Genomic DNA, 19,927 nt, shown 5'->3' with positions numbered 1-19,927 from the left:
AAGGGGCAAGACATCACAGTGCGGTGAAATCGATTGCCTGATACAAATCGGCGCCAATGCCGGCAAAACTCAGCAACGCCGGCAATTGCCCGGCAAAACCCTGGAAACTATGGTCGCCGCCGGCCTGAATGCGCAAGGCACAGGCCCGGTAGTACTGCTGGGCGAGGCGATAATCCAGTGTTTCATCGCCGGTCTGCAACCACACCTGATAGCGCTGCGCATCCACGGGGGCCGGCACTTCCAGTTCGGCCAGGGCCGTCACGTGGTCGTGGGTCAGTTCCCAGGTTTCATCGGTATACAGGTTTTTCTGCGGGCCAAGGTATCCGTCGAACATCCGGTGCGGGCTGACCGCCGGGTTGACCAGCAGGGCTTTCAGGCCATGGCGCTCGGCAAGGTGAGTCGCATAGTAGCCGCCGAGTGAGCTTCCCACCAGCAATGGGCTGTCCAGCTCGGCGATTGCCTGCTCCAGCTGACCGATGGCTTCGCGCGGGTGGTGGTGCAGCGCCGGGATACGCAACTTGTCGCTCAAACCCAGCCGCTCCATCACCGCGACCAGCTGACAGGCTTTTTTCGAGGCCGGGGCGCTGTTGAAACCGTGGATATAGAGGATCGAACCGGACATTTGAGCTCCCTGAGTGTCGGCGAAAGATAGCGGAGTTTACAGGGAGTCTGGGAGATCGTGGGTGTTTGTGCGGACGCCTTCGCGAGCAGGCTCGCTCCGACAGTTGATCGCATTCCCCTGGGAGTGAGCCTGCTCGCGATGGCCGCAACGCGGTCTTCAATAACCGTTGGAGCCGTAATCGACGGTGAACTCGAAGTCGGTGACTCGCTCGACGCCAGTCTCCAGCCGTCCATCCGGCAACAGCCGCAACCAGCGATACCCCGGGGCCTGTTCGCCGACCTTGAAGTCGTGACTGTTCGGCTCGAACTGAATGCAGGTCGAAGGCGAAGCCATCAGCCGTACGCCGTTGCGCTCTCGGTCAATTTCCTGATGCACATGCCCCCACAGCACCGCGCGCGCCTGCGGGAAGCGGTCCAGCACGTCGAAGAATGCTTCGGGATTGCGCAAGCCGATCGGCTCCGCCCAGGCACAACCCACCGGTACCGGATGATGGTGGAAACACACCAGATGATGGCGTTCCGGCGCCTCGCTCAGCGAACGGGCGAGCAACTGCAATTGATCGTCCTGCAGATAACCGGGCACGGAGCCCGGCACCGCCGAGTCGAGCAAGGTCACGCGCCAGTTGCCGACATCGACCACTGACTCCAGCAATGCACTTTGCACTGCGGCCTGAGCCATGATTTGCGGCTCATCGTGATTGCCGGGAATCCAGCGCGCCGGCGCATCGATCTGTGCCGTCATTTCACGAAACTGTTGATACGACTCCAGCGTGCCATCCTGGGAAAGGTCACCCGTGGCCAGAATCAAGTCGATCCGTGGTTGCTGCCTGAGCACCTGTTCGATGACCTTTTGCAGGCTCTCGCGGGTGTTCATGCCCAGCAGCGTACCGTCCGCCTCGGCGAACAGGTGACTGTCGGATAGCTGCACCAGCAACGCCGGATCGGCGGTGGTCAATGTGGATACGCTCGGCAAGGCGTTCTCCCAGGGCAAAAGCACGGAATCGGTTGAGTGCCGCAATTATGCTGGGGGAAGACGCAAAGGGGAAACCGGCGAACCGGACGCAGTTCACAACTAGCGTACGACTTCGTACTCGTGCCCCAAAGCCAGACAATGGCTCAGCCATTCCCCCAGGAACAGATTGAGCTGGGCCTTTTCATCCGGCTGATGCATCGCGGCGTTCGGGTAAGGATAGATGCCGCGAAAGCGTCGTGCATGCTCGGCGCTGATCACCTCGGCCATGCGCGCGTCGTGATAGACCTGCACTTCCAGTTGCGGCACCGGCAGCCACGGCAGGCTGTGCTCCTGACGCACCTGCAAAGTGGTGGTGTATGGGCAGGTCTGCAGCACTTCGAGAGCCAGCACGCCGAGCATCTGCTCGCCCTGGGTCACGGCAATGCGCCGCGCCTCCGGGTCGTTGCGCATGTCCGGGACCAGTCGCATCAGGCGCGCGTAGTTGGCCTCGCAGGCGGCTTGCAGCCCCGCAAGGTCAACTCGATAACGATCGCGCAGCTTGTTTACGACCATAACCCCCTCACTTCGGCGCGGTTGAGCGCCAGCCATTGCAAGGCGATGATGCTCGCCGCGTTGGCAATGCGTCCGTCACGGACGGCCTGCAAGGCATCTTCGAAGGCCCAGACCGTGACGCGGATATCTTCTGCTTCTTCCTCCAGCCCATGCAGGCCGCCTACGCCTTCGGTGCTGCAACGCCCCAGAAACAAATGCACGAATTCGTTGCTGCCACCCGGTGACGGGAAATATTTGGTCATCGGCCACAGGGCCTTGATGTCCAGTCCAGCTTCCTCCTGCGCCTCGCGGTGAGCAACCTCTTCCGGCACTTCTTCTTTGTCGATCAGACCGGCGACCAGCTCTACCAGCCACGGGTTGTCGGTCTTGCCCATGGCGCCGACGCGAAACTGCTCGATCAACACCACTTCGTCGCGCTGCGGATCGTAGGGCAGCATGCACACGGCATCGTGACGCACGAAGACTTCGCGGTTGATTTCGCGACTCATGCCGCCGGCGAACAGTTCATGGCGCAAGTGCAAACGGTCGAGCTTGTAGAAGCCCTCGTAGCAGCGCTCGCGCTTTACGACATCGACGGTGGCCGGAGTGGCGTTGGCAAAATCAGTCATGAGCATCCTCTTTACTGCAAATCCAATACGAGGTTCCGTTTTGTTACTTGCAACCTCGACTTCGCGCCATCCTAACGCGCCGTTGATGATTGATGCAGCCCCTTTACCGTCAGCGGGATGGACGGTGGAGGCGAAACCCACTCTAATTAGCTTAGTGGCGAACTGACTGCTTCGGCGAGAGTCGAAGCGGATAACTTTTTGCCTTCCCCTGTTTCAGAAAGGACGCCCATGTCGCTTTTCAAAATTGCCTCCGTGGCCGCCATCGCCCTGACCCTGGGCGCCTGCGCCAACCTGTTCCAACCCAACTACCGTGCGCCGCTGGAAACCACCCGCGACGCGTCGGAAACCCTGAAACCCGGCTGTTCCAACCCTGACTGTCCGCTGGTGAATATCGATACCGTGCACTTCGCGGCCGAACCTGCGCTGGACGGCATTATCGAAAAACGCCTGCTGCAAATGACCCGCACCGAGGCGAATGCGCCGGTGGCACCGACGCTGGCGGCTTATCGTGAACAGTTCCTGCAAACGGCCGGCCCGCGCAACAGCAGCTATTTGCAGGCCAAGGTACGCGAGCAGCATGACGGCTTGGTGATCATCGAGCTGTCGAGCTACCTCGATACCGGCGGCGCCCACGGCACCCCCGGTCGTGGCTTCATCAACTATTCGCGCCAGCAGCATAAAGTGCTGAACCTGTCGGATATGTTGCTGCCGGGTCAGGAAGAGGCGTTCTGGAAGGCTGCGCAAGTCGCGCACAACAGCTGGCTGATCAGCACCAAGCTTGATCAGGAAGCCGACTTCGTGAAGAACTGGCCGTTCGTGAAAACCCCGAACGTGGCGCTGACCTACGGCGGCGTGATCCTCAAGTACGACGTGAGCACCCTCGCGCCTTACGCGCTGGGCCACGTCGAACTGAAGATTCCTTACCCGCGTCTGAACGGCATCATCAAACCCGAGCTGTTTCCGGGCCGTAACTGAAGGCTCGACCGAGCACCAGTTGCAACAGCCCTGCCAGCACCAGTGCCGGCAGGGTCGCGCCGATGTCCGGATACAGATTCGCCAGCAAGTGGTAGGTGCTGATCCCGCCCAGCCACGCCAGCAGCGCCGGCCAGCGCAATGCGGCTGAGGCCACCTGAGCGCTGCGTTTGCGCAGGATGAAGTGATCCACCAGCACCACGCCGAACAGCGGCGCGAACACCGAACCGATCAACAGCAGGAAGTTCTGGTACTGCGCCAGTGGCGCCAACAACGCGATCAGGGTGCAGATCACGCCGATGGCCAAGGCCAGATGCTCGACCTTCAAGCGCAACAGAATCGCGCTCGACACCGCTGCCGAATGAATGTCGGCGAAAGCGTTTTCCGACTCATCCAACAGAATCAGCAACAGCGGAATCCCCAGGCCGGCACCGGCCAAGGCCAACAGCAGCGCGTTGACTTCACCGCTCGGGGCGAACGCCAGGGTGTAGGCCACGCCGAGGCTCATCAGCCAGAAATTGCCGATGAAGAAACCAATGGCCGTGCCACCGAAGACATTCTTCGCGCGCTTGCCGAATCGCGAGTAGTCGGCAATCAGCGGCAACCACGACAGCGGCATCGCGATGGCAATGTCAAAACCCACGGCGAACGGCATCGAACCGTCACCTGTGCGCGCCCACAGTGCAGCCAGATCAGCCTTGGCGAACAGGTTCCAGGTCAGCCAGATGCACGCGGCCAGAATCAGCCAGATGCCCCATTTGCGCAGGATCTTGCGCACGAACGTCAGCGGCCCGCTGACCGCGAGCAAAGTCGCCAGTGCACCGAAACACAAGGTCCACAGCATCGGACTGGCCCATAGCGAACCTTCGCTGAACGCGCGGGTACCGAGCAGGCTGGCGGCGTCGCGCATGACGATGATTTCGAACGAGCCCCAACCGATCAGTTGCAGCAAATTGAGCAGCGCCGGCAGGCTCGCGCCTTTGCTGCCCAGGCTCAGCTTGAGGGCCGCCATTGATGACAGGCCGGTGTCGCTGCCAATCACGCCAACGGCGGCCAACAGCAGAACGCCCACCAGCGTGCCGAGAAAAATCGCCAGCAACGAACCCGACAGGCCCAGACCTGGCGCCAGCAATGCGCCGGTCTGCAGAACCATCAAGCCGATGCCAAGGGAAAACCACAGGGAAAACAGATCGCGACCGCCGAATACACGCTTGTCGGCGGGTACGGCGAGGTCGGGAGAATAGGTGCCGGGTTGAATGCTCAAGGGTGTTATCTCAGAGGGACATTTTTGTTGTGTAGTGATCGTTGTGATCGTTCCCACGCTCTGCGTGGGAATGCCTCTAGGGACGCTCCGCGTCTAGTGACGCGGAGCGTCACGGGCTGCATTCCCACGCGGAGCGTGGGAACGATCAGTGAGAACCGGATCAGACTTTTTTGTAAAGCTGACTGCCTTCCTTCTTGAACCGCTCGGCTTGTTCCGCCAGGCCTTGGGCGACGTCCACGTCGACCGCGTCGATCCGCTGGTTGGCCGCGTACTCGCGGACTTCCTGGGTGATCTTCATCGAGCAGAATTTCGGCCCGCACATCGAACAGAAGTGCGCGACCTTGGCCGAGTCCTTCGGCAGGGTTTCATCGTGATACGAACGCGCGGTGTCCGGATCGAGACCAAGGTTGAACTGGTCCTCCCAACGGAATTCGAAACGCGCCTTGCTCAAGGCGTTGTCACGAATCTGCGCGCCCGGATGGCCCTTCGCAAGGTCCGCTGCGTGAGCAGCGATCTTGTAGGTGATGATCCCGGTTTTCACGTCATCCTTGTTCGGCAGCCCCAAGTGTTCCTTCGGCGTCACGTAGCAGAGCATTGCGCAACCGAACCAGCCGATCATCGCCGCACCAATACCGGAAGTGATGTGGTCGTAGCCCGGTGCGATGTCAGTGGTCAGCGGGCCGAGGGTGTAGAACGGCGCCTCGTCGCAGCACTCCAGCTGCTTGTCCATGTTCTCTTTGATCAACTGCATCGGCACGTGGCCCGGGCCTTCGATCATGCACTGCACGTCGTGCTTCCAGGCGATCTTGGTCAGCTCGCCGAGGGTTTCCAGTTCGCCGAATTGCGCTTCGTCGTTGGCGTCGGCAATCGAGCCCGGACGCAGGCCGTCGCCCAGCGAGAAGCTGACGTCGTAGGCCTTCATGATTTCGCAGATTTCGTCGAAGTGGGTGTAGAGGAAGTTCTCTTTGTGGTGCGCCAGGCACCACTTGGCCATGATCGAACCACCACGGGAAACGATACCGGTCACGCGTTTGGCGGTCAGCGGCACGTAGCGCAGCAGTACGCCGGCGTGAATGGTGAAGTAGTCGACGCCCTGCTCGGCCTGCTCGATCAGCGTGTCGCGGAACAGCTCCCAGGTCAGGTCTTCGGCGACGCCGTTAACTTTTTCCAGGGCCTGATAGATCGGCACAGTACCGATCGGCACCGGCGAGTTGCGGATGATCCACTCGCGGGTTTCGTGAATGTGTTTGCCGGTGGACAAATCCATCACGGTGTCCGAACCCCAGCGAATGCCCCAGGTCAGTTTCGCCACCTCTTCTTCGATGGACGAACCCAGCGCGCTGTTACCGATATTGCCGTTGATCTTCACCAGGAAGTTACGGCCGATGATCATCGGTTCCAGTTCAACGTGGTTGATGTTGGCCGGGATGATCGCGCGACCACGGGCGATTTCTTCGCGGACGAATTCAGCGGTGATTTCTTTCGGGATGCTCGCGCCGAAGCTGTGGCCGGCGTGCTGCTGGTCCAACAGGCCGGCAGCGCGGGCCTCTTGCAGCTTCATGTTTTCGCGGATGGCGACGTATTCCATCTCGGCGGTGATGATGCCTTTGCGCGCGTAGTGCATCTGGCTGACGTTGGCCCCGGCCTTGGCGCGGCGCGGGTTGTTGACGTGGGCAAAGCGCAGCTTGGTCAGTTCCGGGTCGGCGAGGCGTTCCTGGCCAAAGTTCGAACTCAAACCTGGCAGGCGCTCGGTGTCGCCACGGTCGTCGATCCACGCCGAACGCACATCGCCCAGGCCTTTGCGCACATCGATCACCACGTTCGGATCGGTGTACGGGCCCGAGGTGTCATACACGGTGACCGGCGCGTTGATTTCGCCGCCGAAGTCGGTCGGGGTCACGTCCAGGGTGATTTCGCGCATCGGCACGCGGATGTCCGGGCGCGAGCCCTGAACGTAGACTTTTTGCGAACGGGTGAACGGCTTGACCGATTGCTCGTCGACCTTGGCCGAGTCACTCAGGTTGATCGCGTTTTTTGATTTTGTAGTCGTCATCACGGGCTCTCCAGACAGCATCCAGGCATGGATTGTCGGAGCAGAACCTGAAAGGCACGGACGCACCAGGACTGGTGCTGTGCATCGTCGTCGAGCGTTCGATTGTCGAACAATATCCCGGACGAAGCACAAGAGGACTCGCCGGGTGACGAGAAATCTTGTTCCCTACGCAGGCGCTAACCTGATCAGGTTCAACGGGATCCGAAATTATTCGATCTCAGCCTCATAGCAAGGCACCCCGACAAGAACCCGGCCAGTCTAGACACAACCGGCAAAGAACGCCAACACCGCAGCAGCCACCATGATGAATGGCGCAAATACAGAGGCGAGACGGATTGTTGCGATGCGAATGCGCAACTACACTCGCTTTGCCCCGTAACGCCTTGACGCTAAACGGGACGCGCCGTAGCCTTGGCGCGAAGATTATTTCCATAATATTAATGCTAGGGATCGCCTCATGCTGCGCAAACTTTCACTGGCTGTGGCCGTGTCTTGTGCGTCCACCGCAATGGCCTGGGCAGCAGAAGCGCCCTTGTCGACCAAGACCGATCTGGTCAGCGTCTATCAGGAAGCCGTCGACAACAACGCCGATCTGGCCGCCGCCCGCGCCCAGTACGGTGCGCAGAAAGAGGTCGTGCCACAGGCCCGTGCCGGGCTGCTGCCGAACCTGTCCGGCGGTGCCGAAACAGCCAACGTGCGCACCTCCATCGACCAGCCTTCGGCCATCGCCAATCGCAGCGCGCATTCCTATCAGGCGACCCTCGCCCAGCCGCTGTTTCGCGCCGATCGCTGGTTCCAGTACCAGGCCGCCAAGGACGTCAACGAGCAAGCCGCGCTGCAACTTTCGGCCACCGAACAGAACCTGATCCTGCAATCGGCGCAAGACTACTTCAACGTGCTGCGCAGCCAGGACAACCTCGCGTCGACCAAGGCCGAAGAGGCCGCGTTCAAGCGTCAGCTCGACCAGTCCAACGAACGCTTCGACGTGGGCCTGTCGGACAAGACCGACGTGCTGCAATCGCAAGCCAGTTACGACACCGCGCGCGCCAACCGGATCGTTGCCCAGCGTCAGGTCGACGATGCCTTCGAAGCGCTGATCACCCTGACCAACCGTCAGTACAACTCGATTCAGGGCATCGTGCACACACTGCCGATCCTGCCGCCAACGCCGAATGACGCCAAGGCCTGGGTCGACACCGCCGCCAGACAGAACCTCAATCTGCTGGCGAGCAACTTTGCCGTCAGCTCTGCCGAACAGACCCTGAAGCAGCGCAAGGCCGGCCACTTGCCGACCCTCGACGCCGTGGCCAAATACGAAAAAGGTGACAACGACGCCCTCGGTTTCGCCAACCCGAACGCGTTCGGTACCCCGTACAGTGGCAACGTCGAGCAGAGTACGGTGGGCCTGCAACTGAGCATCCCGATCTACAGCGGCGGACTGACCAGCTCGCAAGTGCGCCAGTCCTACGCGCAACTCGATCAGAGCGAGCAACAGCGCGAATCGCTGCGCCGGCAGATCGTGGAAAACACCCGCAACCTGCACCGCGCGGTGAACACCGATGTCGAGCAGGTGCAGGCGCGCCGCCAGTCAATCATCTCCAACCAGAGCGCAGTGGAAGCCACAGAAATCGGTTACCAGGTGGGTACGCGCAATATCGTCGACGTGCTCGACGCCCAGCGCCAGCTGTACACCTCGGTGCGCAACTACAACAACACCCGCTATGACTACATTCTCGACAACCTGCGTTTGAAGCAGGCAGCGGGGACGTTGAATCCGGGGGACCTGGAAGATCTGCGGCGTTATCTGAAAGCCGACTACAACCCGGACAAGGATTTCCTGCCGCCGGATCTGGCCCAGGCAGCGGAAGCGCAGCTCAAGGCGCGACCGTAAACACTCTGGATAAATCCCCTGTGGCGAGGGGATTTATCCACGACGGGTTGCGTAGCAGCCCCAAAACCATTCACCGGGTTGATTCAGTCAGATAGGGCAAGCAGGGCTTACGACTGCTGCGCAGCCGATCGGGGATAAATCCCCTCGCCACAGAGATCTCCTCTGTTCAGACAGTTCCGTATGCCTTAGCGAACCAGCCGGCCCAGTCCATCCAGCAAACGCTGCAACGCGCCCTGATTGCGGCGCATCACCGCCAGCCCGGCCTCGGCCATGCGCTGCGCATCACGCGGCAATTCGAACAGTCGCTGCACTTCCACCGCCAGCCCTTCGGCATCATCCACTTGCGCCAACGCACCGGCTTCGCGCAACTGCGCGGCGATGTCGAGGAAGTTGAACAGGTGCGGGCCACAGATCACCGGTTTTGCCAGTGCCGCAGGTTCCAGCAGGTTATGTCCGCCATTCGGCACCAGGCTACCGCCAACGAAAGCACTGTCGGCCAGGGCATAGAGAAACAGCAACTCACCCATGGTGTCGCCGAGCAACACCGAGGTATCCGTCTCGACGCTGGCGCCGGTCGAACGGCGCACCATGGCAAAGCCTTCGCGCTGGCACAGTTCAAACACCGAGTTGAAACGCTCAGGATGCCGCGGGACCAGAATCAGTAGCGCGTTCGGGTAGTTCGCCAGCAGCCGACGATGGGCGTTGAGCACCACTTCGTCCTCACCCTCGTGGGTGCTGGCGGCGATCCACACCGGTCGTTCCAGCGCCTGCCATTGGCCGCGCAACTCACTGGCGCGCTGCAGCAGTTGCGGGTCGATGGTCAGGTCGAACTTGATCGAACCGGTGACCTCGACCGTCTCCGGGCGTGCGCCCAGATCGCGGAAGCGCTGGGCTTCGGCTTCGGTCTGCACCGCGAACAAACTCATTTCGGCGAGCATCGGCGCGGTCAGCTTGCTGAAGCGGCCATAACCCCGAGCCGAACGTTCGGACAATCGGCCGTTGGCCAGCGCCACCGGGATCCCGCGTCTGGCGCACTGATGAATGTGGTTGGGCCACAGCTCGGTTTCCATGATCACTGCCAGTTTCGGCCGTGCCCGATCAAGGAAGCGCGCCGCAGCACACGGCAAGTCGTACGGCAGATAGCAATGCTGGATGCGCGGCTCGTGGGCGAACAGCGCCTGAATCCGCTCCGAACCGGTCGGGGTCATGCAGGTCACGGTGATCGGCAGCTGTGGATAACGTTGCAGCAAGGCACGGATCATCGGCGCGGCGGCGATGCTTTCGCCCACTGACACCGCGTGCACCCAGATCCCACCGGGTTGCAGTGACGGCATGCCGTAGGAGAAGCGCTCTCCAATCCGCTTGGCATACGCCGGGGCCTTGCGCGAGCGCAGCCACAGCCGAATCGCCACCAATGGCAGCCCCAGGTAAAACAGCACGGTGTAGAGAGTTCTATTCATGGCGGCGGAGTTTATCGACTTTTGTCGCCAATCGCCCGCAAGTGCACGGCAAAACGTTCAGCCAGCCAGCGCGCGGCAGGCCCTAATGGCTCATCCCGGCGCCAGACCAGTTCCACCACCAGCGCTGGCGGTGTCCATTCGCTCTCCAGCTCAACCATCAGGCCCTGGTAAGCCGAGTACTGCACCACGTGCCGGGGCAGCCACGCCCAACCAAGATCACGCACCAGCCATTCGGCCATCACGTAGAAACTGTCGGCACGCCACACCTGCGGGCTGGCTGGCTCGTTGCCGGGATAGACGCTGGTTTGCGTCGACATCAACAGCTGCCGGTGTTGCGCCATCTGCTGGCAGGTGACGTAAGACTGGGTCGCCAGCGGATGATTGATCCCGCAGACGGTGACCATTTCCACCCGGCCCAATACCCGGCGTTCCAACGCTTCAGGGATTTCATCGTGATAGAACAGCAGGCCCAGATCGGCGCGGCGCTCGACCAGTTTGCGCGCGACTTCGCCCTGAGCGGCGCTGGTCAGTTGCACTTCGAGGCTGGGAAATTGCTCGGCCAGAGCGTCGAAGCTTTCCACCAATGCCTGATATGGCATCGCTTCGTCCTGAGCCACGCGCAACTGCGCTTCCTGGCCGCGCATCATCGCCATCGCCCGGCCGTTCAGGCGCTCGCATTGACGTAACACTTCCCGGGCTTCTTCGAGCAGCGCTTCCCCGGCTTCGGTGAGCCTGGGTTGCCGTCCACTGCTACGCTCGAACAGGCTGACGCCCAGATCATCTTCCAGCATGGCAATTGCACTGCTGATCGCCGACTGCGCCTTGCGCTGCTGGCGGGCCACGGCGGAAAACGAGCGTTGCTCGGCGACGCTGACGAAGGCGCGCAGTTGTTCCAGATTCCACTGGGTATTCATGGCTTGACCCATCTTAAAATCAGATAGGTAATGACTTTACCCCATCTGGCGAATCACTAGAATGCCGCCTCAGCAATGCAACGTTTTACATGAGGATTTACACATGAACGCTTACGCCTACCTGGCTATCGCCATCTGCGCCGAAGTGATTGCCACCGTTTCGATGAAAGCGGTCAAAGGCTTGAGCACCCCGCTGCCGCTGATCCTGGTCATCGTCGGTTACGGGATCGCTTTCTGGATGCTGACGCTGGTGGTGCGCACCGTTCCGGTGGGCGTCGCCTACGCCGTGTGGGCAGGCATGGGCATCGTGATGGTCAGCGTCGCGGCGCTGTTCATTTATGGGCAGAAGCTGGATCTGCCGGCGATGCTCGGCATGGCGCTGATCGTGCTGGGTGTGGTGGTGATTCAGCTGTTCTCCAAGACCGCCGGGCACTAACGGCAAAGCACATTCCCCTTGTAGGAGTGAGCCTGCTCGCGATAACTGTCTGTCATCAACATTGATGTCGGCTGATACACCGCTATCGCGAGCAGGCTCACTCCTACAGGTTCGCGGCGTCCCTGTTGATCATCGACAAATCCCCTCTTTTCCCGAGTCTGTATACTGCGCCCTCGTCTTGAACACTGAGGTCGTTGCATGCCATCCGTTATTTCCACCGACGTTCTGATTGTCGGCGCTGGTGTCGCCGGCCTCTGGCTGAACGCGCGCCTGCGCGGTCAGGGTTTTTCGACCGTGCTGGTGGAAAGCGCCAGCCTCGGCGGTGGGCAAAGTGTGAAGTCCCAGGGCATCATTCACGGTGGCGCCAAATACGCCTTGCACGGCGCGCTGACCGGCGCTTCGGAAGCGATCGCCGACATGCCGCGCCGCTGGCGTGAGGCGCTGGCCGGCAACGGCGAACTGGACCTGTCCGGCGTGCGCCTGTTGTCCGAAGCGCATTACCTGTGGTCGCCAGGCACTCTGGCCGGCAACCTCACCAGTTTCTTCGCCAGCAAAGCCGTGCGCGGCCGCGTCGATCAGGTCACGGGCGATCAACTGCCGCCAGCGCTGCAAGACAAGCGCTTCAAGGGCAAGGTCTATCGCCTCGCCGAACTGGTGGTCGATGTGCCGAGTCTGATCCAGCGCCTGGCCGATCTGGCCGGTGACGGTTTGCTCGCCGGACAAACCATCGAGCCACTGCTGGAAGCGGGCGTGCTGGTCGGCCTGAAAGTCGACGGCCGCGAAATTCGTGCTCAGCGCATCGTCCTCAGTGCCGGGGCCGGTACCGCCCAATTGCTGGAGGACCTGGGCCTGACCCAACCCGCCATGCAACGTCGCCCGCTGCACATGATCATCGCCAAAGGCCCGGGCCTGAAGCCGCTGTATGCTCACTGCCTGGGCGGCGGCACCAAACCGCGCATCACCGTGACCACTCACCCGGCCGCTGATGGCAACTGGGTCTGGTACATGGGCGGCGACATCGCCGAAAGCGAAGGTGTGCACCGCGAGCCGGCCGAGCAGATTGCCACGGCGCAAAAAGAAATCGCGCAGTTGTTGCCGTGGATCGACCTCAGCACTACGCAGTGGGCGACCTTGCGTGTCGATCGCGCCGAACCGCTGCAAACCGGGCTGACTCGCCCGGACAACGCTTTCCTCGCCGAACAGGGACGCCTGCTGGTCGGCTGGCCAACCAAACTCGCACTGGCGCCAGACTTCGCCGACCGGGTCATCGCCTCGCTGGAACGCGACGGCATCCAGCCGCAAGCTGCCGAGCCATTGCCGGCGCTGCCGAAACCACCGATGGGCGTACCGGCCTGGGAGCAACTGTTGCCATGAGCGTAGCGACCCTGCACGAACTGCATCGCCCGCTGGGCAGCACTGGCCTGCTGGTTTCTCCGCTGGGCCTGGGCACGGTCAAGCTCGGCCGCGACCAGGGTGTGAAATACCCCAACGGGTTTCAGATCCCTGACGATGACGCAGCACGCATGCTGCTCAAACAGGCGCAACAACTGGGCATCAACCTGATCGACACCGCCCCGGCCTATGGCCGCAGCGAAGAACGCCTCGGCCCGCTGCTGCGCGGCCAGCGTCAGGACTGGGTGATCGTCAGCAAGGTCGGCGAAGAGTTTGCCGACGGCCTGTCGCACCATGACTTCAGCGCCGCGCATACGCGGATGTCGGTCGAGCGCAGCCTGCAACGTCTTGAAACCGACTTTATTGACCTGGTGCTGGTGCACTCCGACGGCAACGACCTGGTGATCCTTGAGCAGGAGGAGGTCTACGCCACCCTCGCCACGCTCAAGGCCGAGGGCAAGATTCGTGGCTTCGGCTTCTCCGGCAAAACCGTCGAAGGCGGGCTCAAGGCGCTGAAGCAAGGTGACTGCGCGATGGTCACCTACAATCTGAACGAACAGAACGAGAAGGCAGTCATTGACTATGCTGCTGCCCACGGCAAAGCCATCCTGGTGAAAAAGGCCCTGGCCAGCGGCCATGTGTGCCTGAGTCCCGGCGTGGACCCGGTGCGCGCCAGCTTCGAGTTGTTGTTCCAACAACCCGGCGTTGCCAGTGCTATTGTCGGGACGATCAATCCGCTGCACCTCGCCCATAACGTTGCGACCGTTGCCCAGGTCCTTCGTGGTCACTGACGCCGCCCCGCGGCCTTAAGCAGGAGCCGACATGCCGCGCACGCTCATCAGAAAGAACCCGAGCAACTTCAAGACCCTGCCGCTGTTCGTCGAAGCCACGCCCGAAGGCCTGACCTATCAGAGCGTCGGCATGCCGCTGAACTTCGCCCAGACCTTGCAGCGGCGCAAACCAGTGAGCGTGGCGGATGCCGAGCGTTTCGCGCTGGAGCTGGCCAACCTCGGAGTCTCGGTGCGCCTGACCCTGCATTGGCAGAATCGCGACTACTGGGTGTTGGTACGCCAACGCCGCCAGGATCGCGGTGACGTGGTGCTCAAGCTGATTTCCGGTTACGTGCCGGCCCATGAGCTGAATATCCCGCTGCACACCGCGATTCAGGAGATTGCCGAAGAGTGCCTGCTGGAAACCCCGGAAGGCTGGCTCGGCGGACGCTTCAACGACACCTGGCTACCGGCGCCCTACTCGTCCGCGCTGCATTATCGCGAGGCCCTGCCGTTTCGCCTGACGCCGCTGTCCGGCTCGGCGCGGCCGGTGCGCTGTGCCAATCTGCAATTATTGGAGCGTCCAAGGGCCTATGTGCATTTGCCCACCGCGTCGCTGCAACTGATCTATGACCTGCGCCTGGACGTGCCCAAGGAAGCCAAATCCCTGAGCCTGTTTCATGTCGATGAGCGGCTGGAAGGTGATCAACTGGTCGCACGTCTGGACCGCAAACGCCCGGACCTGTACCTGATGCCGTTGCAGGACGGCGAGCCGCTGGCCGAACTCTACACCTTGAAAAAAGGCCAGCTGTCTCCGGCAGGCACGCGCGGTCTGTATCTGGCTGAAAGCTTTGCCAAACAGGATGGCTGGCTGGTGCGCGAGGAGCGGATTCGCTGGAAGGACTGGTTGCGCCAACAAGGCCTGACGCCACCGGAGAAACCCACTGGACTGGCGCGGTTGCGTGGCAAGGCCAAGCAACTGCTGAAGAAGATCGTACCGCGCAAGAAAGTCAGTTCCTGAAACGCAAAAAATCGCAGCCTGCGGCAGCGCCTGCAGTGGAATACATTTCCCTGTAGGCGCTGCCGCAGGCTGCGATCTTTTCAGCTTGAATCAGTGACCGCGGATTTTTTCGACAATCGCCGTTGTCGAGCTGTTTTCCACCAGCCCCAGCACTTTCACCGTGCCGCCGTACGCCTTGACGATGTCCGCGCCGACCACCTGGTCGATGCCGTAATCACCGCCCTTGACCAGCACGTCCGGCTTGACCTCGCGCAGCAGGTTTTCCGGGGTGCCTTCCGGGAAGCTGATCACCCAGTCCACCGCACCGAGACCAGCGAGGACCGCCATGCGTCGGTCGACACTGTTGATCGGACGTCCCGGGCCTTTCAGGCGGCTGACGGAGGCGTCATCGTTGATCGCCACGATCAGACGGTCGCCCTGGGCACGCGCCTGCTCAAGATAGGTCACGTGACCGGCATGCAGAATGTCGAAGCAGCCGTTGGTGAAGACGATGCGCTCGTTATGCGCGCGGGCATCAGCGACCGCCAGTACCAGTTGCTCGAGACCCAGAACACCACGTTCCGAGCCTTCTTCACGCTGGATCGCGCGGCGCAGTTCCGGCGCGCTGATTGCAGCGGTACCGAGCTTGCCGACCACAATACCGGCTGCGAGGTTGGCCAGCGCGACGGCGTGCGGCAGTTCTTCACCGGCGGCGATCGCCGCCGCCAGCGTGGAGATCACCGTATCACCAGCACCGGTCACGTCGAACACTTCACGGGCACGGGCCGGCAGGTGCAGCGCCGGATGCTCCGGACGCAGCAGAGTCATGCCGTGTTCGCCACGAGTCACCAGCAGCGCGCCGAGTTCGAGGTCGTGCATCAGGGTGGCGCCCTTGCTCACCAGCTCGTGCTCATCGGCGCAACCGCCGACGATGGCTTCGAACTCGCTGAGGTTCGGCGTGATCAGGCTGGCGCCACGGTAGATCGAAAAATCCTTGCCCTTGGGGTCGGCCAGCACCGGAATGCCTTTGGCCCGGGCGGCCTGAATCAAGGCCTGATGGTTTTTCAACGCGCCTTTGCCGTAGTCGGACAGCACCAGCACCTTGATACCTTCCAGCAGATCGTCGACCTGCGAGGCCAGGGCCAGTGCATCGGTGGCAAACGGTTCTTCGAAGTCGATACGCAGCAATTGCTGGTGCCGGCTCATGACCCGCAGCTTGACGATGGTCGGTTGATGCGCAATGCGCTGGAACAGCGCGCGCACGCCCGCGCCCTTGAGACTGTTGCTCAGGCTGTCGGCGGCTTCGTCATCACCGGTCACACCGACCAGCGACGCCGGCGCACCCAGCGCGGCAATGTTCAAGGCAACGTTGGCAGCACCGCCCGGGCGGTCTTCGATTTGCTCGACTTTTACGACCGGAACCGGTGCCTCAGGGGAAATCCGTGAGGTTCCACCATGCCAGTAACGGTCGAGCATGACATCGCCGACCACCAAGACTGGGGCTTGATCGAATCGCGGCATGGACAACTTCATGGAGCAACCCACATACAAAATGAACAGGGGCGCGATATTAACACAGGGTTGGCGCAGGCTTGAGTGCCGCCTGCAACAGGATGAAACAGCTCGGTATTTTGCTTATTTTTTGAGCACCAACGCCGCCAACTGCTGGCAGGCTTCGGACAAGTCGAGGTCCTCGGTATCGATCTGCCACTCGGCTGTCAGCGGCGGTTCGTAAGGACTGTCCACCCCCGTGAAGTGCTTGATCCGTCCTTCCCGTACGGCCTGATACAGACCTTTTGGATCGCGGCGGGCACAGACTTCCAGCGAGGTGCTGACATGCACCTCAATGAACGCATCCTGCGCAAACAGCCCACGCGCGGCGTCGCGTTCGGCGCGGAACGGCGAGATGGCCGCAACGATCACAATCAACCCGGCGTCGACCATCAGCCGCGCCACCTCCGCCATGCGCCGGGTGTTTTCCCGGCGACAGGCATCACTCATGCCCAAGTCACGGCACAGACCGTTGCGCACGTTGTCGCCATCGAGCAGAAAAGTGTGCCGACCGAACGCATGCAGGTGCAGCTCGAGGGCATTGGCCAGGGTCGACTTGCCGGCACCGGAGAATCCGGTCAGCCACAGGCAGCATGGACGCTGCGCCTTGAGCGCTGCCCGGGCCTGATGCGAGAGTGCCAGACCATAAGGCCGAATCGCGAGCGGCTGTACCGCCTGTGACAAGAACTCATTCATAACCGAGCAACTCGTAGTCACGCTGATAAACCCGACGCACCAGGCGCCGGGTGCGTACGCAACAGAACTCACGCGCAGGCATCGATTGCCGCTCCCGCGAGCTGTTGACGTGAGGCAACTGACTGTTCAGCCCCAACTGCTCGCAGACCAGAGCAAAATCGCGCGCCAGGTGCTCCTGGTAACCGACAAAATCCAGTGCCAGGTGCCCGAGCGAATCAACGAGAAAGTCAGTCTGTGGCGCGAAGTGCAATTGCCGGGCAATGGTTTCCGGGTGCAGCCAGCGGGTGACAAAGTCGTCGAAATCGCGGTATTTGCGCACCATCTGCTGCGCCGGGTGGTCACGCGTGCTCAACGCGTTGCCACGCAGAAAGGCATAGGCCGAATAGGCGCGCTCCAGCGGGTCGCGGACAAAAGCGAACTTGAAAGCCTTCGCGAACTGTTCGGGAAATTGCTCTTCGTACCAGTACAGCGGCAAATGCCCGGGGCGCCAGCCGTCAAACATCGCCGTGCAAATGCTGCTGCCGGCGCATTTGGGGACGTGGATGAACAGGCAGGAATGCTGCTGGAAGGCTTGGGGAAACGTCAGGTTGGCCGACATCGATTTGTTCACCACCTGGCGATCGACCACCGACAGGCGCCCCAACAGAAAGGCCCGCTGCGGCTTGGGCAGCAGTTTCCAGAGATAGCGTTGCAGCATGAAAGCACCCGCGCGACGGGGATGGCCCCCTCGATGAAAGTCAGAGTTCGTTGAGGAACCTTAACAAGCGCGGTGCCCGGATTTATTCCGGTTTGGTCAAGAAGGGTAAAGGTCTGGATACAAACGACTGTGGGAGCGAGCCTGCTCGCGATGGCGTGTGCTCATTCGACATGGATGTCGTCTGTTGCACCGCTTTCGCGAGCAGGCTCGCTCCCACAGGGTAAGGCCTGGAATCAGGCGATGTCTTCGGCCGGGGCATCGAGGCCCATGGCATTGAGACGTGCGTAGTAGCCGTTCTGTGCCAGCAACTGATCATGGGTACCGCGCTCGACAATTCGTCCCTGATCCATGACCAGAATCAGATCGGCCTTCTCGATCGTCGACAGACGGTGGGCAATCACCAGCGTGGTGCGGCCCTTCATCACCTGATCCAGTGCCGCCTGAATGTGCCGCTCGGATTCGGTATCGAGCGCCGAGGTGGCTTCGTCGAGAATCAGCAGCGGCGCATTCTTGAGCAGTGCACGGGCAATCGCCAGGCGCTGGCGCTGGCCACCGGACAGCAACACGCCGTTTTCGCCGACCTGGGTGTCCAGGCCTTCAGGCAGTTGCGCAATAAAATCCATTGCATAGGCATCACGCGCCGCTTTCTCGATGTCCTCACGCGGTGCACCGGCCAGATCGCCATAAGCGATGTTGTTGGCCACGGTGTCGCTGAACAGGGTCACGTGCTGAGTCACCTGGGCGATGTGACGACGCAGGTTGAGCAGTTTGTACTGTTCGACTTCCACATCGTCGATGAGGATTTCGCCCTTGTCGTGGTGATAGAAACGCGGAATCAGGTTGGCCAGCGTCGACTTGCCGCTGCCCGAACGCCCTACCAGCGCCACCATCTGCCCCGGCTGGACCGAGAAGCTGATGTCGTCGAGCACCTGACGTTCGGTGCCCGGGTAGGTGAAGCTCAGGTTGCGCACATCCAGACGACCGCTCACCGCGTCGCGCTCGACCGTACCGGTGTCGACTTCCGGCTCGACGTCCAGTTGCTCGAAGATGCTCTCGGCGCCGGCCACGCCTTTCTGAATGGTCGAGCTGACTTCGGACAGTTGGCGGATCGGCTTGGGCAGCAGGCCCGCCAGCGTGATGTAGGCGACCATGTCACCCGCCGAGGCGTCACCGCGCAGAAACAGCACCAGGAACATCAGCACGGCCATGGCGGTGTAGATCACCAGTTGCAGCATCGGCGTATAGATCGCACCGGTGCGGGTCATGCGCAGTTGCTTGTCGGTGTTGCTCTGGCTGGCGTTGAGGAAGCGTTGTTCTTCGTAAGCTTCGCCGCCGAAGCTGCGTACCACGCGATAGCCCTGGATGGTTTCCGAGGCCACATGCGTGACGTCGCCCATCGCCAGCTGGATCTTCTTGCTCTGCTTGCGGAATTTCTTGCTCGCCGTGCGCACCATCACGGCGATGAGCGGCAGGATCGCTACCATCACCAGCGTCAGCTTCCAGTTCATGAACAACAGCGACGCGAACAGGAAGATCACCGTCATCCCTTCACGGATTACGACCTTGATCGCATCTGTTGCCGCCCCCGTGACCATGGTCACGTTGAAGGTGATACGCGAAATCAGGTGACCGGAGTTATGCTTGTCGAAATAGCGGTTGGGCAGGACCAGCAGGTTATTGAACAACTGCACACGCAAATCATGCACCAGTCCCAGGGAAACCTTGGCCAGGAAGTAGTTGCCCAGATAGGAACCCAGCCCCTGCCATGCGGCGATCAGGATGATCAGCAGCGGTACGGCCTGCAGCAGTTGCAGGTCACGCAGGTACGGAACGGAGGGGAACAGCACCGCTTCAGGGTTGGACAGGCCATCGACAAAGTACTTGAGGATGTAGCCGAGCATCGGCTGCGTCGAGGCGAAAATCAGAAAACCGACGATGCTGATCAGAAACAGACTGATGTACGGCCGGACATAGCCGAGCAGGCGGAAGTAGATTTTCAAGCTCGAAGGGCTTGCGGCTGGACTGGAGTCGGTCATATCACGCGAAAGTCGATAAAAAGGACGCTGACTTTAGCACA

Annotated in this window: 18 protein-coding genes and 1 riboswitch; of the genes, 6 read left to right on the top strand and 12 right to left on the bottom strand. The window is 61.4% G+C overall.

The genetic code is table 11. The annotated features are described in order from the left end of the window. Positions 1 to 13 precede the first annotated feature (13 nt). The 4 genes from QMK55_RS16025 to QMK55_RS16010 form a co-directional block, all read right to left on the bottom strand. Positions 14 to 622 (bottom strand): YqiA/YcfP family alpha/beta fold hydrolase, encoded by a 609-nt coding sequence (locus QMK55_RS16025; RefSeq protein ID WP_102355539.1) that lies wholly within the window; start codon positions 620 to 622, stop codon positions 14 to 16. A gap of 156 nt (positions 623 to 778) precedes the next feature. Beyond that, the gene (cpdA, locus tag QMK55_RS16020; protein ID WP_102355540.1) at positions 779 to 1,594 is read right to left on the bottom strand and encodes a 3',5'-cyclic-AMP phosphodiesterase; all 816 of its coding nucleotides are present in this window, start codon (positions 1,592 to 1,594) and stop codon (positions 779 to 781) included. A 99-nt stretch (positions 1,595 to 1,693) separates the two neighbouring features. Further along, positions 1,694 to 2,146 (bottom strand): DUF1249 domain-containing protein, encoded by a 453-nt coding sequence (locus QMK55_RS16015; protein WP_007967395.1) that lies wholly within the window; start codon positions 2,144 to 2,146, stop codon positions 1,694 to 1,696. Continuing rightward, positions 2,137 to 2,754, bottom strand: coding sequence for an NUDIX domain-containing protein (locus tag QMK55_RS16010; RefSeq protein WP_102355541.1), 618 nt, complete (start codon positions 2,752 to 2,754; stop codon positions 2,137 to 2,139). The genes QMK55_RS16015 and QMK55_RS16010 overlap by 10 nt, the downstream gene beginning before the upstream one ends. Before the next feature lie 228 nt (positions 2,755 to 2,982). Here QMK55_RS16010 and QMK55_RS16005 point away from each other — a divergent pair, with 228 nt between their 5' ends. After that, a complete protein-coding gene (locus QMK55_RS16005) occupies positions 2,983 to 3,729 on the top strand; it encodes an RsiV family protein (protein WP_102355542.1) in 747 nt (248 codons plus the stop codon). Here QMK55_RS16005 and cytX read toward each other — a convergent pair. Continuing rightward, complete coding sequence (cytX, locus tag QMK55_RS16000) at positions 3,698 to 4,990, bottom strand: putative hydroxymethylpyrimidine transporter CytX (protein WP_102355543.1); 1,293 nt, start codon at positions 4,988 to 4,990, stop codon at positions 3,698 to 3,700. The genes QMK55_RS16005 and cytX overlap by 32 nt on opposite strands. A gap of 160 nt (positions 4,991 to 5,150) precedes the next feature. Beyond that, positions 5,151 to 7,043: a phosphomethylpyrimidine synthase ThiC gene (gene thiC / locus QMK55_RS15995; protein ID WP_102355544.1), complete on the bottom strand. Its 1,893-nt coding sequence runs from the start codon at positions 7,041 to 7,043 to the stop codon at positions 5,151 to 5,153. A 145-nt stretch (positions 7,044 to 7,188) separates the two neighbouring features. Beyond that, positions 7,189 to 7,294: riboswitch (TPP riboswitch) on the bottom strand. A gap of 206 nt (positions 7,295 to 7,500) precedes the next feature. On the opposite strand from thiC, the gene QMK55_RS15990 reads away from it, so the two are divergent. Continuing rightward, positions 7,501 to 8,934, top strand: coding sequence for a TolC family outer membrane protein (locus QMK55_RS15990; protein WP_102355545.1), 1,434 nt, complete (start codon positions 7,501 to 7,503; stop codon positions 8,932 to 8,934). Between the two features lie 185 nt (positions 8,935 to 9,119). Here the strand turns inward: QMK55_RS15990 and waaA are convergent, their stop codons facing one another. Beyond that, positions 9,120 to 10,394 carry a lipid IV(A) 3-deoxy-D-manno-octulosonic acid transferase gene (waaA, locus tag QMK55_RS15985; protein WP_320329540.1) on the bottom strand — a complete coding sequence of 425 codons (1,275 nt, stop codon included), beginning with the start codon at positions 10,392 to 10,394 and terminating at the stop codon, positions 9,120 to 9,122. A gap of 11 nt (positions 10,395 to 10,405) precedes the next feature. After that, positions 10,406 to 11,308, bottom strand: coding sequence for a LysR family transcriptional regulator (locus QMK55_RS15980; protein ID WP_102355633.1), 903 nt, complete (start codon positions 11,306 to 11,308; stop codon positions 10,406 to 10,408). 103 nt (positions 11,309 to 11,411) lie between these two features. Between QMK55_RS15980 and QMK55_RS15975 the strand changes: the two genes are divergently transcribed. The 4 genes from QMK55_RS15975 to QMK55_RS15960 all read left to right on the top strand — a co-directional run bounded on the left by QMK55_RS15975 (position 11,412) and on the right by QMK55_RS15960 (position 14,927). Further along, positions 11,412 to 11,744 (top strand): DMT family transporter, encoded by a 333-nt coding sequence (locus QMK55_RS15975; RefSeq protein ID WP_102355547.1) that lies wholly within the window; start codon positions 11,412 to 11,414, stop codon positions 11,742 to 11,744. Positions 11,745 to 11,942: 198 nt separating this feature from the next. Continuing rightward, a complete protein-coding gene (locus tag QMK55_RS15970) occupies positions 11,943 to 13,118 on the top strand; it encodes an NAD(P)/FAD-dependent oxidoreductase (RefSeq protein WP_102355548.1) in 1,176 nt (391 codons plus the stop codon). Then, positions 13,115 to 13,927 (top strand): aldo/keto reductase, encoded by an 813-nt coding sequence (locus QMK55_RS15965; protein ID WP_320329539.1) that lies wholly within the window; start codon positions 13,115 to 13,117, stop codon positions 13,925 to 13,927. The genes QMK55_RS15970 and QMK55_RS15965 overlap by 4 nt, the downstream gene beginning before the upstream one ends. 31 nt (positions 13,928 to 13,958) lie before the next feature. Further along, complete coding sequence (locus QMK55_RS15960; protein WP_102355550.1) at positions 13,959 to 14,927, top strand: metal ABC transporter ATPase; 969 nt, start codon at positions 13,959 to 13,961, stop codon at positions 14,925 to 14,927. A 90-nt stretch (positions 14,928 to 15,017) separates the two neighbouring features. Here QMK55_RS15960 and hldE read toward each other — a convergent pair whose 3' ends face one another. From hldE to msbA, 4 genes are all read right to left on the bottom strand, one after another. Continuing rightward, positions 15,018 to 16,439 (bottom strand): bifunctional D-glycero-beta-D-manno-heptose-7-phosphate kinase/D-glycero-beta-D-manno-heptose 1-phosphate adenylyltransferase HldE, encoded by a 1,422-nt coding sequence (hldE, locus tag QMK55_RS15955; RefSeq protein ID WP_047600743.1) that lies wholly within the window; start codon positions 16,437 to 16,439, stop codon positions 15,018 to 15,020. Between the two features lie 102 nt (positions 16,440 to 16,541). Next, entirely contained in the window at positions 16,542 to 17,153 is a 612-nt protein-coding gene (gene cysC / locus QMK55_RS15950) for an adenylyl-sulfate kinase (protein ID WP_102355552.1), read from the bottom strand. Next, positions 17,146 to 17,850: a sulfotransferase family 2 domain-containing protein gene (locus QMK55_RS15945; protein ID WP_102355553.1), complete on the bottom strand. Its 705-nt coding sequence runs from the start codon at positions 17,848 to 17,850 to the stop codon at positions 17,146 to 17,148. The genes cysC and QMK55_RS15945 overlap by 8 nt, the downstream gene beginning before the upstream one ends. 233 nt (positions 17,851 to 18,083) lie before the next feature. Further along, a complete protein-coding gene (gene msbA / locus QMK55_RS15940) occupies positions 18,084 to 19,886 on the bottom strand; it encodes a lipid A export permease/ATP-binding protein MsbA (RefSeq protein ID WP_102355554.1) in 1,803 nt (600 codons plus the stop codon). Positions 19,887 to 19,927 lie beyond the last annotated feature (41 nt).

This window comes from Pseudomonas sp. P8_229, from assembly GCF_034008635.1.
Lineage (GTDB): Bacteria > Pseudomonadota > Gammaproteobacteria > Pseudomonadales > Pseudomonadaceae > Aquipseudomonas.
Note: the sequence above shows the minus strand (reverse complement) of the source record. Positions and strands in the feature narration are given on the sequence as shown.

What these genes read in the sequence shown, in the direction of transcription:
- QMK55_RS16025 (WP_102355539.1), bottom strand. Translation starts at nt 622, where the DNA reads ATGTCCGGTTCGATCCTCTATATCCACGGTTTCAACAGCGCCCCGGCC.
- QMK55_RS16015 (WP_007967395.1), bottom strand. Translation starts at nt 2,146, where the DNA reads ATGGTCGTAAACAAGCTGCGCGATCGTTATCGAGTTGACCTTGCGGGG.
- QMK55_RS16010 (WP_102355541.1), bottom strand. Translation starts at nt 2,754, where the DNA reads ATGACTGATTTTGCCAACGCCACTCCGGCCACCGTCGATGTCGTAAAG.
- QMK55_RS16005 (WP_102355542.1), top strand. Translation starts at nt 2,983, where the DNA reads ATGTCGCTTTTCAAAATTGCCTCCGTGGCCGCCATCGCCCTGACCCTG.
- thiC (WP_102355544.1), bottom strand. Translation starts at nt 7,043, where the DNA reads ATGACGACTACAAAATCAAAAAACGCGATCAACCTGAGTGACTCGGCC.
- QMK55_RS15990 (WP_102355545.1), top strand. Translation starts at nt 7,501, where the DNA reads ATGCTGCGCAAACTTTCACTGGCTGTGGCCGTGTCTTGTGCGTCCACC.
- waaA (WP_320329540.1), bottom strand. Translation starts at nt 10,394, where the DNA reads ATGAATAGAACTCTCTACACCGTGCTGTTTTACCTGGGGCTGCCATTG.
- QMK55_RS15980 (WP_102355633.1), bottom strand. Translation starts at nt 11,308, where the DNA reads ATGAATACCCAGTGGAATCTGGAACAACTGCGCGCCTTCGTCAGCGTC.
- QMK55_RS15975 (WP_102355547.1), top strand. Translation starts at nt 11,412, where the DNA reads ATGAACGCTTACGCCTACCTGGCTATCGCCATCTGCGCCGAAGTGATT.
- QMK55_RS15970 (WP_102355548.1), top strand. Translation starts at nt 11,943, where the DNA reads ATGCCATCCGTTATTTCCACCGACGTTCTGATTGTCGGCGCTGGTGTC.
- QMK55_RS15965 (WP_320329539.1), top strand. Translation starts at nt 13,115, where the DNA reads ATGAGCGTAGCGACCCTGCACGAACTGCATCGCCCGCTGGGCAGCACT.
- QMK55_RS15960 (WP_102355550.1), top strand. Translation starts at nt 13,959, where the DNA reads ATGCCGCGCACGCTCATCAGAAAGAACCCGAGCAACTTCAAGACCCTG.
- hldE (WP_047600743.1), bottom strand. Translation starts at nt 16,439, where the DNA reads ATGAAGTTGTCCATGCCGCGATTCGATCAAGCCCCAGTCTTGGTGGTC.
- cysC (WP_102355552.1), bottom strand. Translation starts at nt 17,153, where the DNA reads ATGAATGAGTTCTTGTCACAGGCGGTACAGCCGCTCGCGATTCGGCCT.
- QMK55_RS15945 (WP_102355553.1), bottom strand. Translation starts at nt 17,850, where the DNA reads ATGCTGCAACGCTATCTCTGGAAACTGCTGCCCAAGCCGCAGCGGGCC.
- msbA (WP_102355554.1), bottom strand. Translation starts at nt 19,886, where the DNA reads ATGACCGACTCCAGTCCAGCCGCAAGCCCTTCGAGCTTGAAAATCTAC.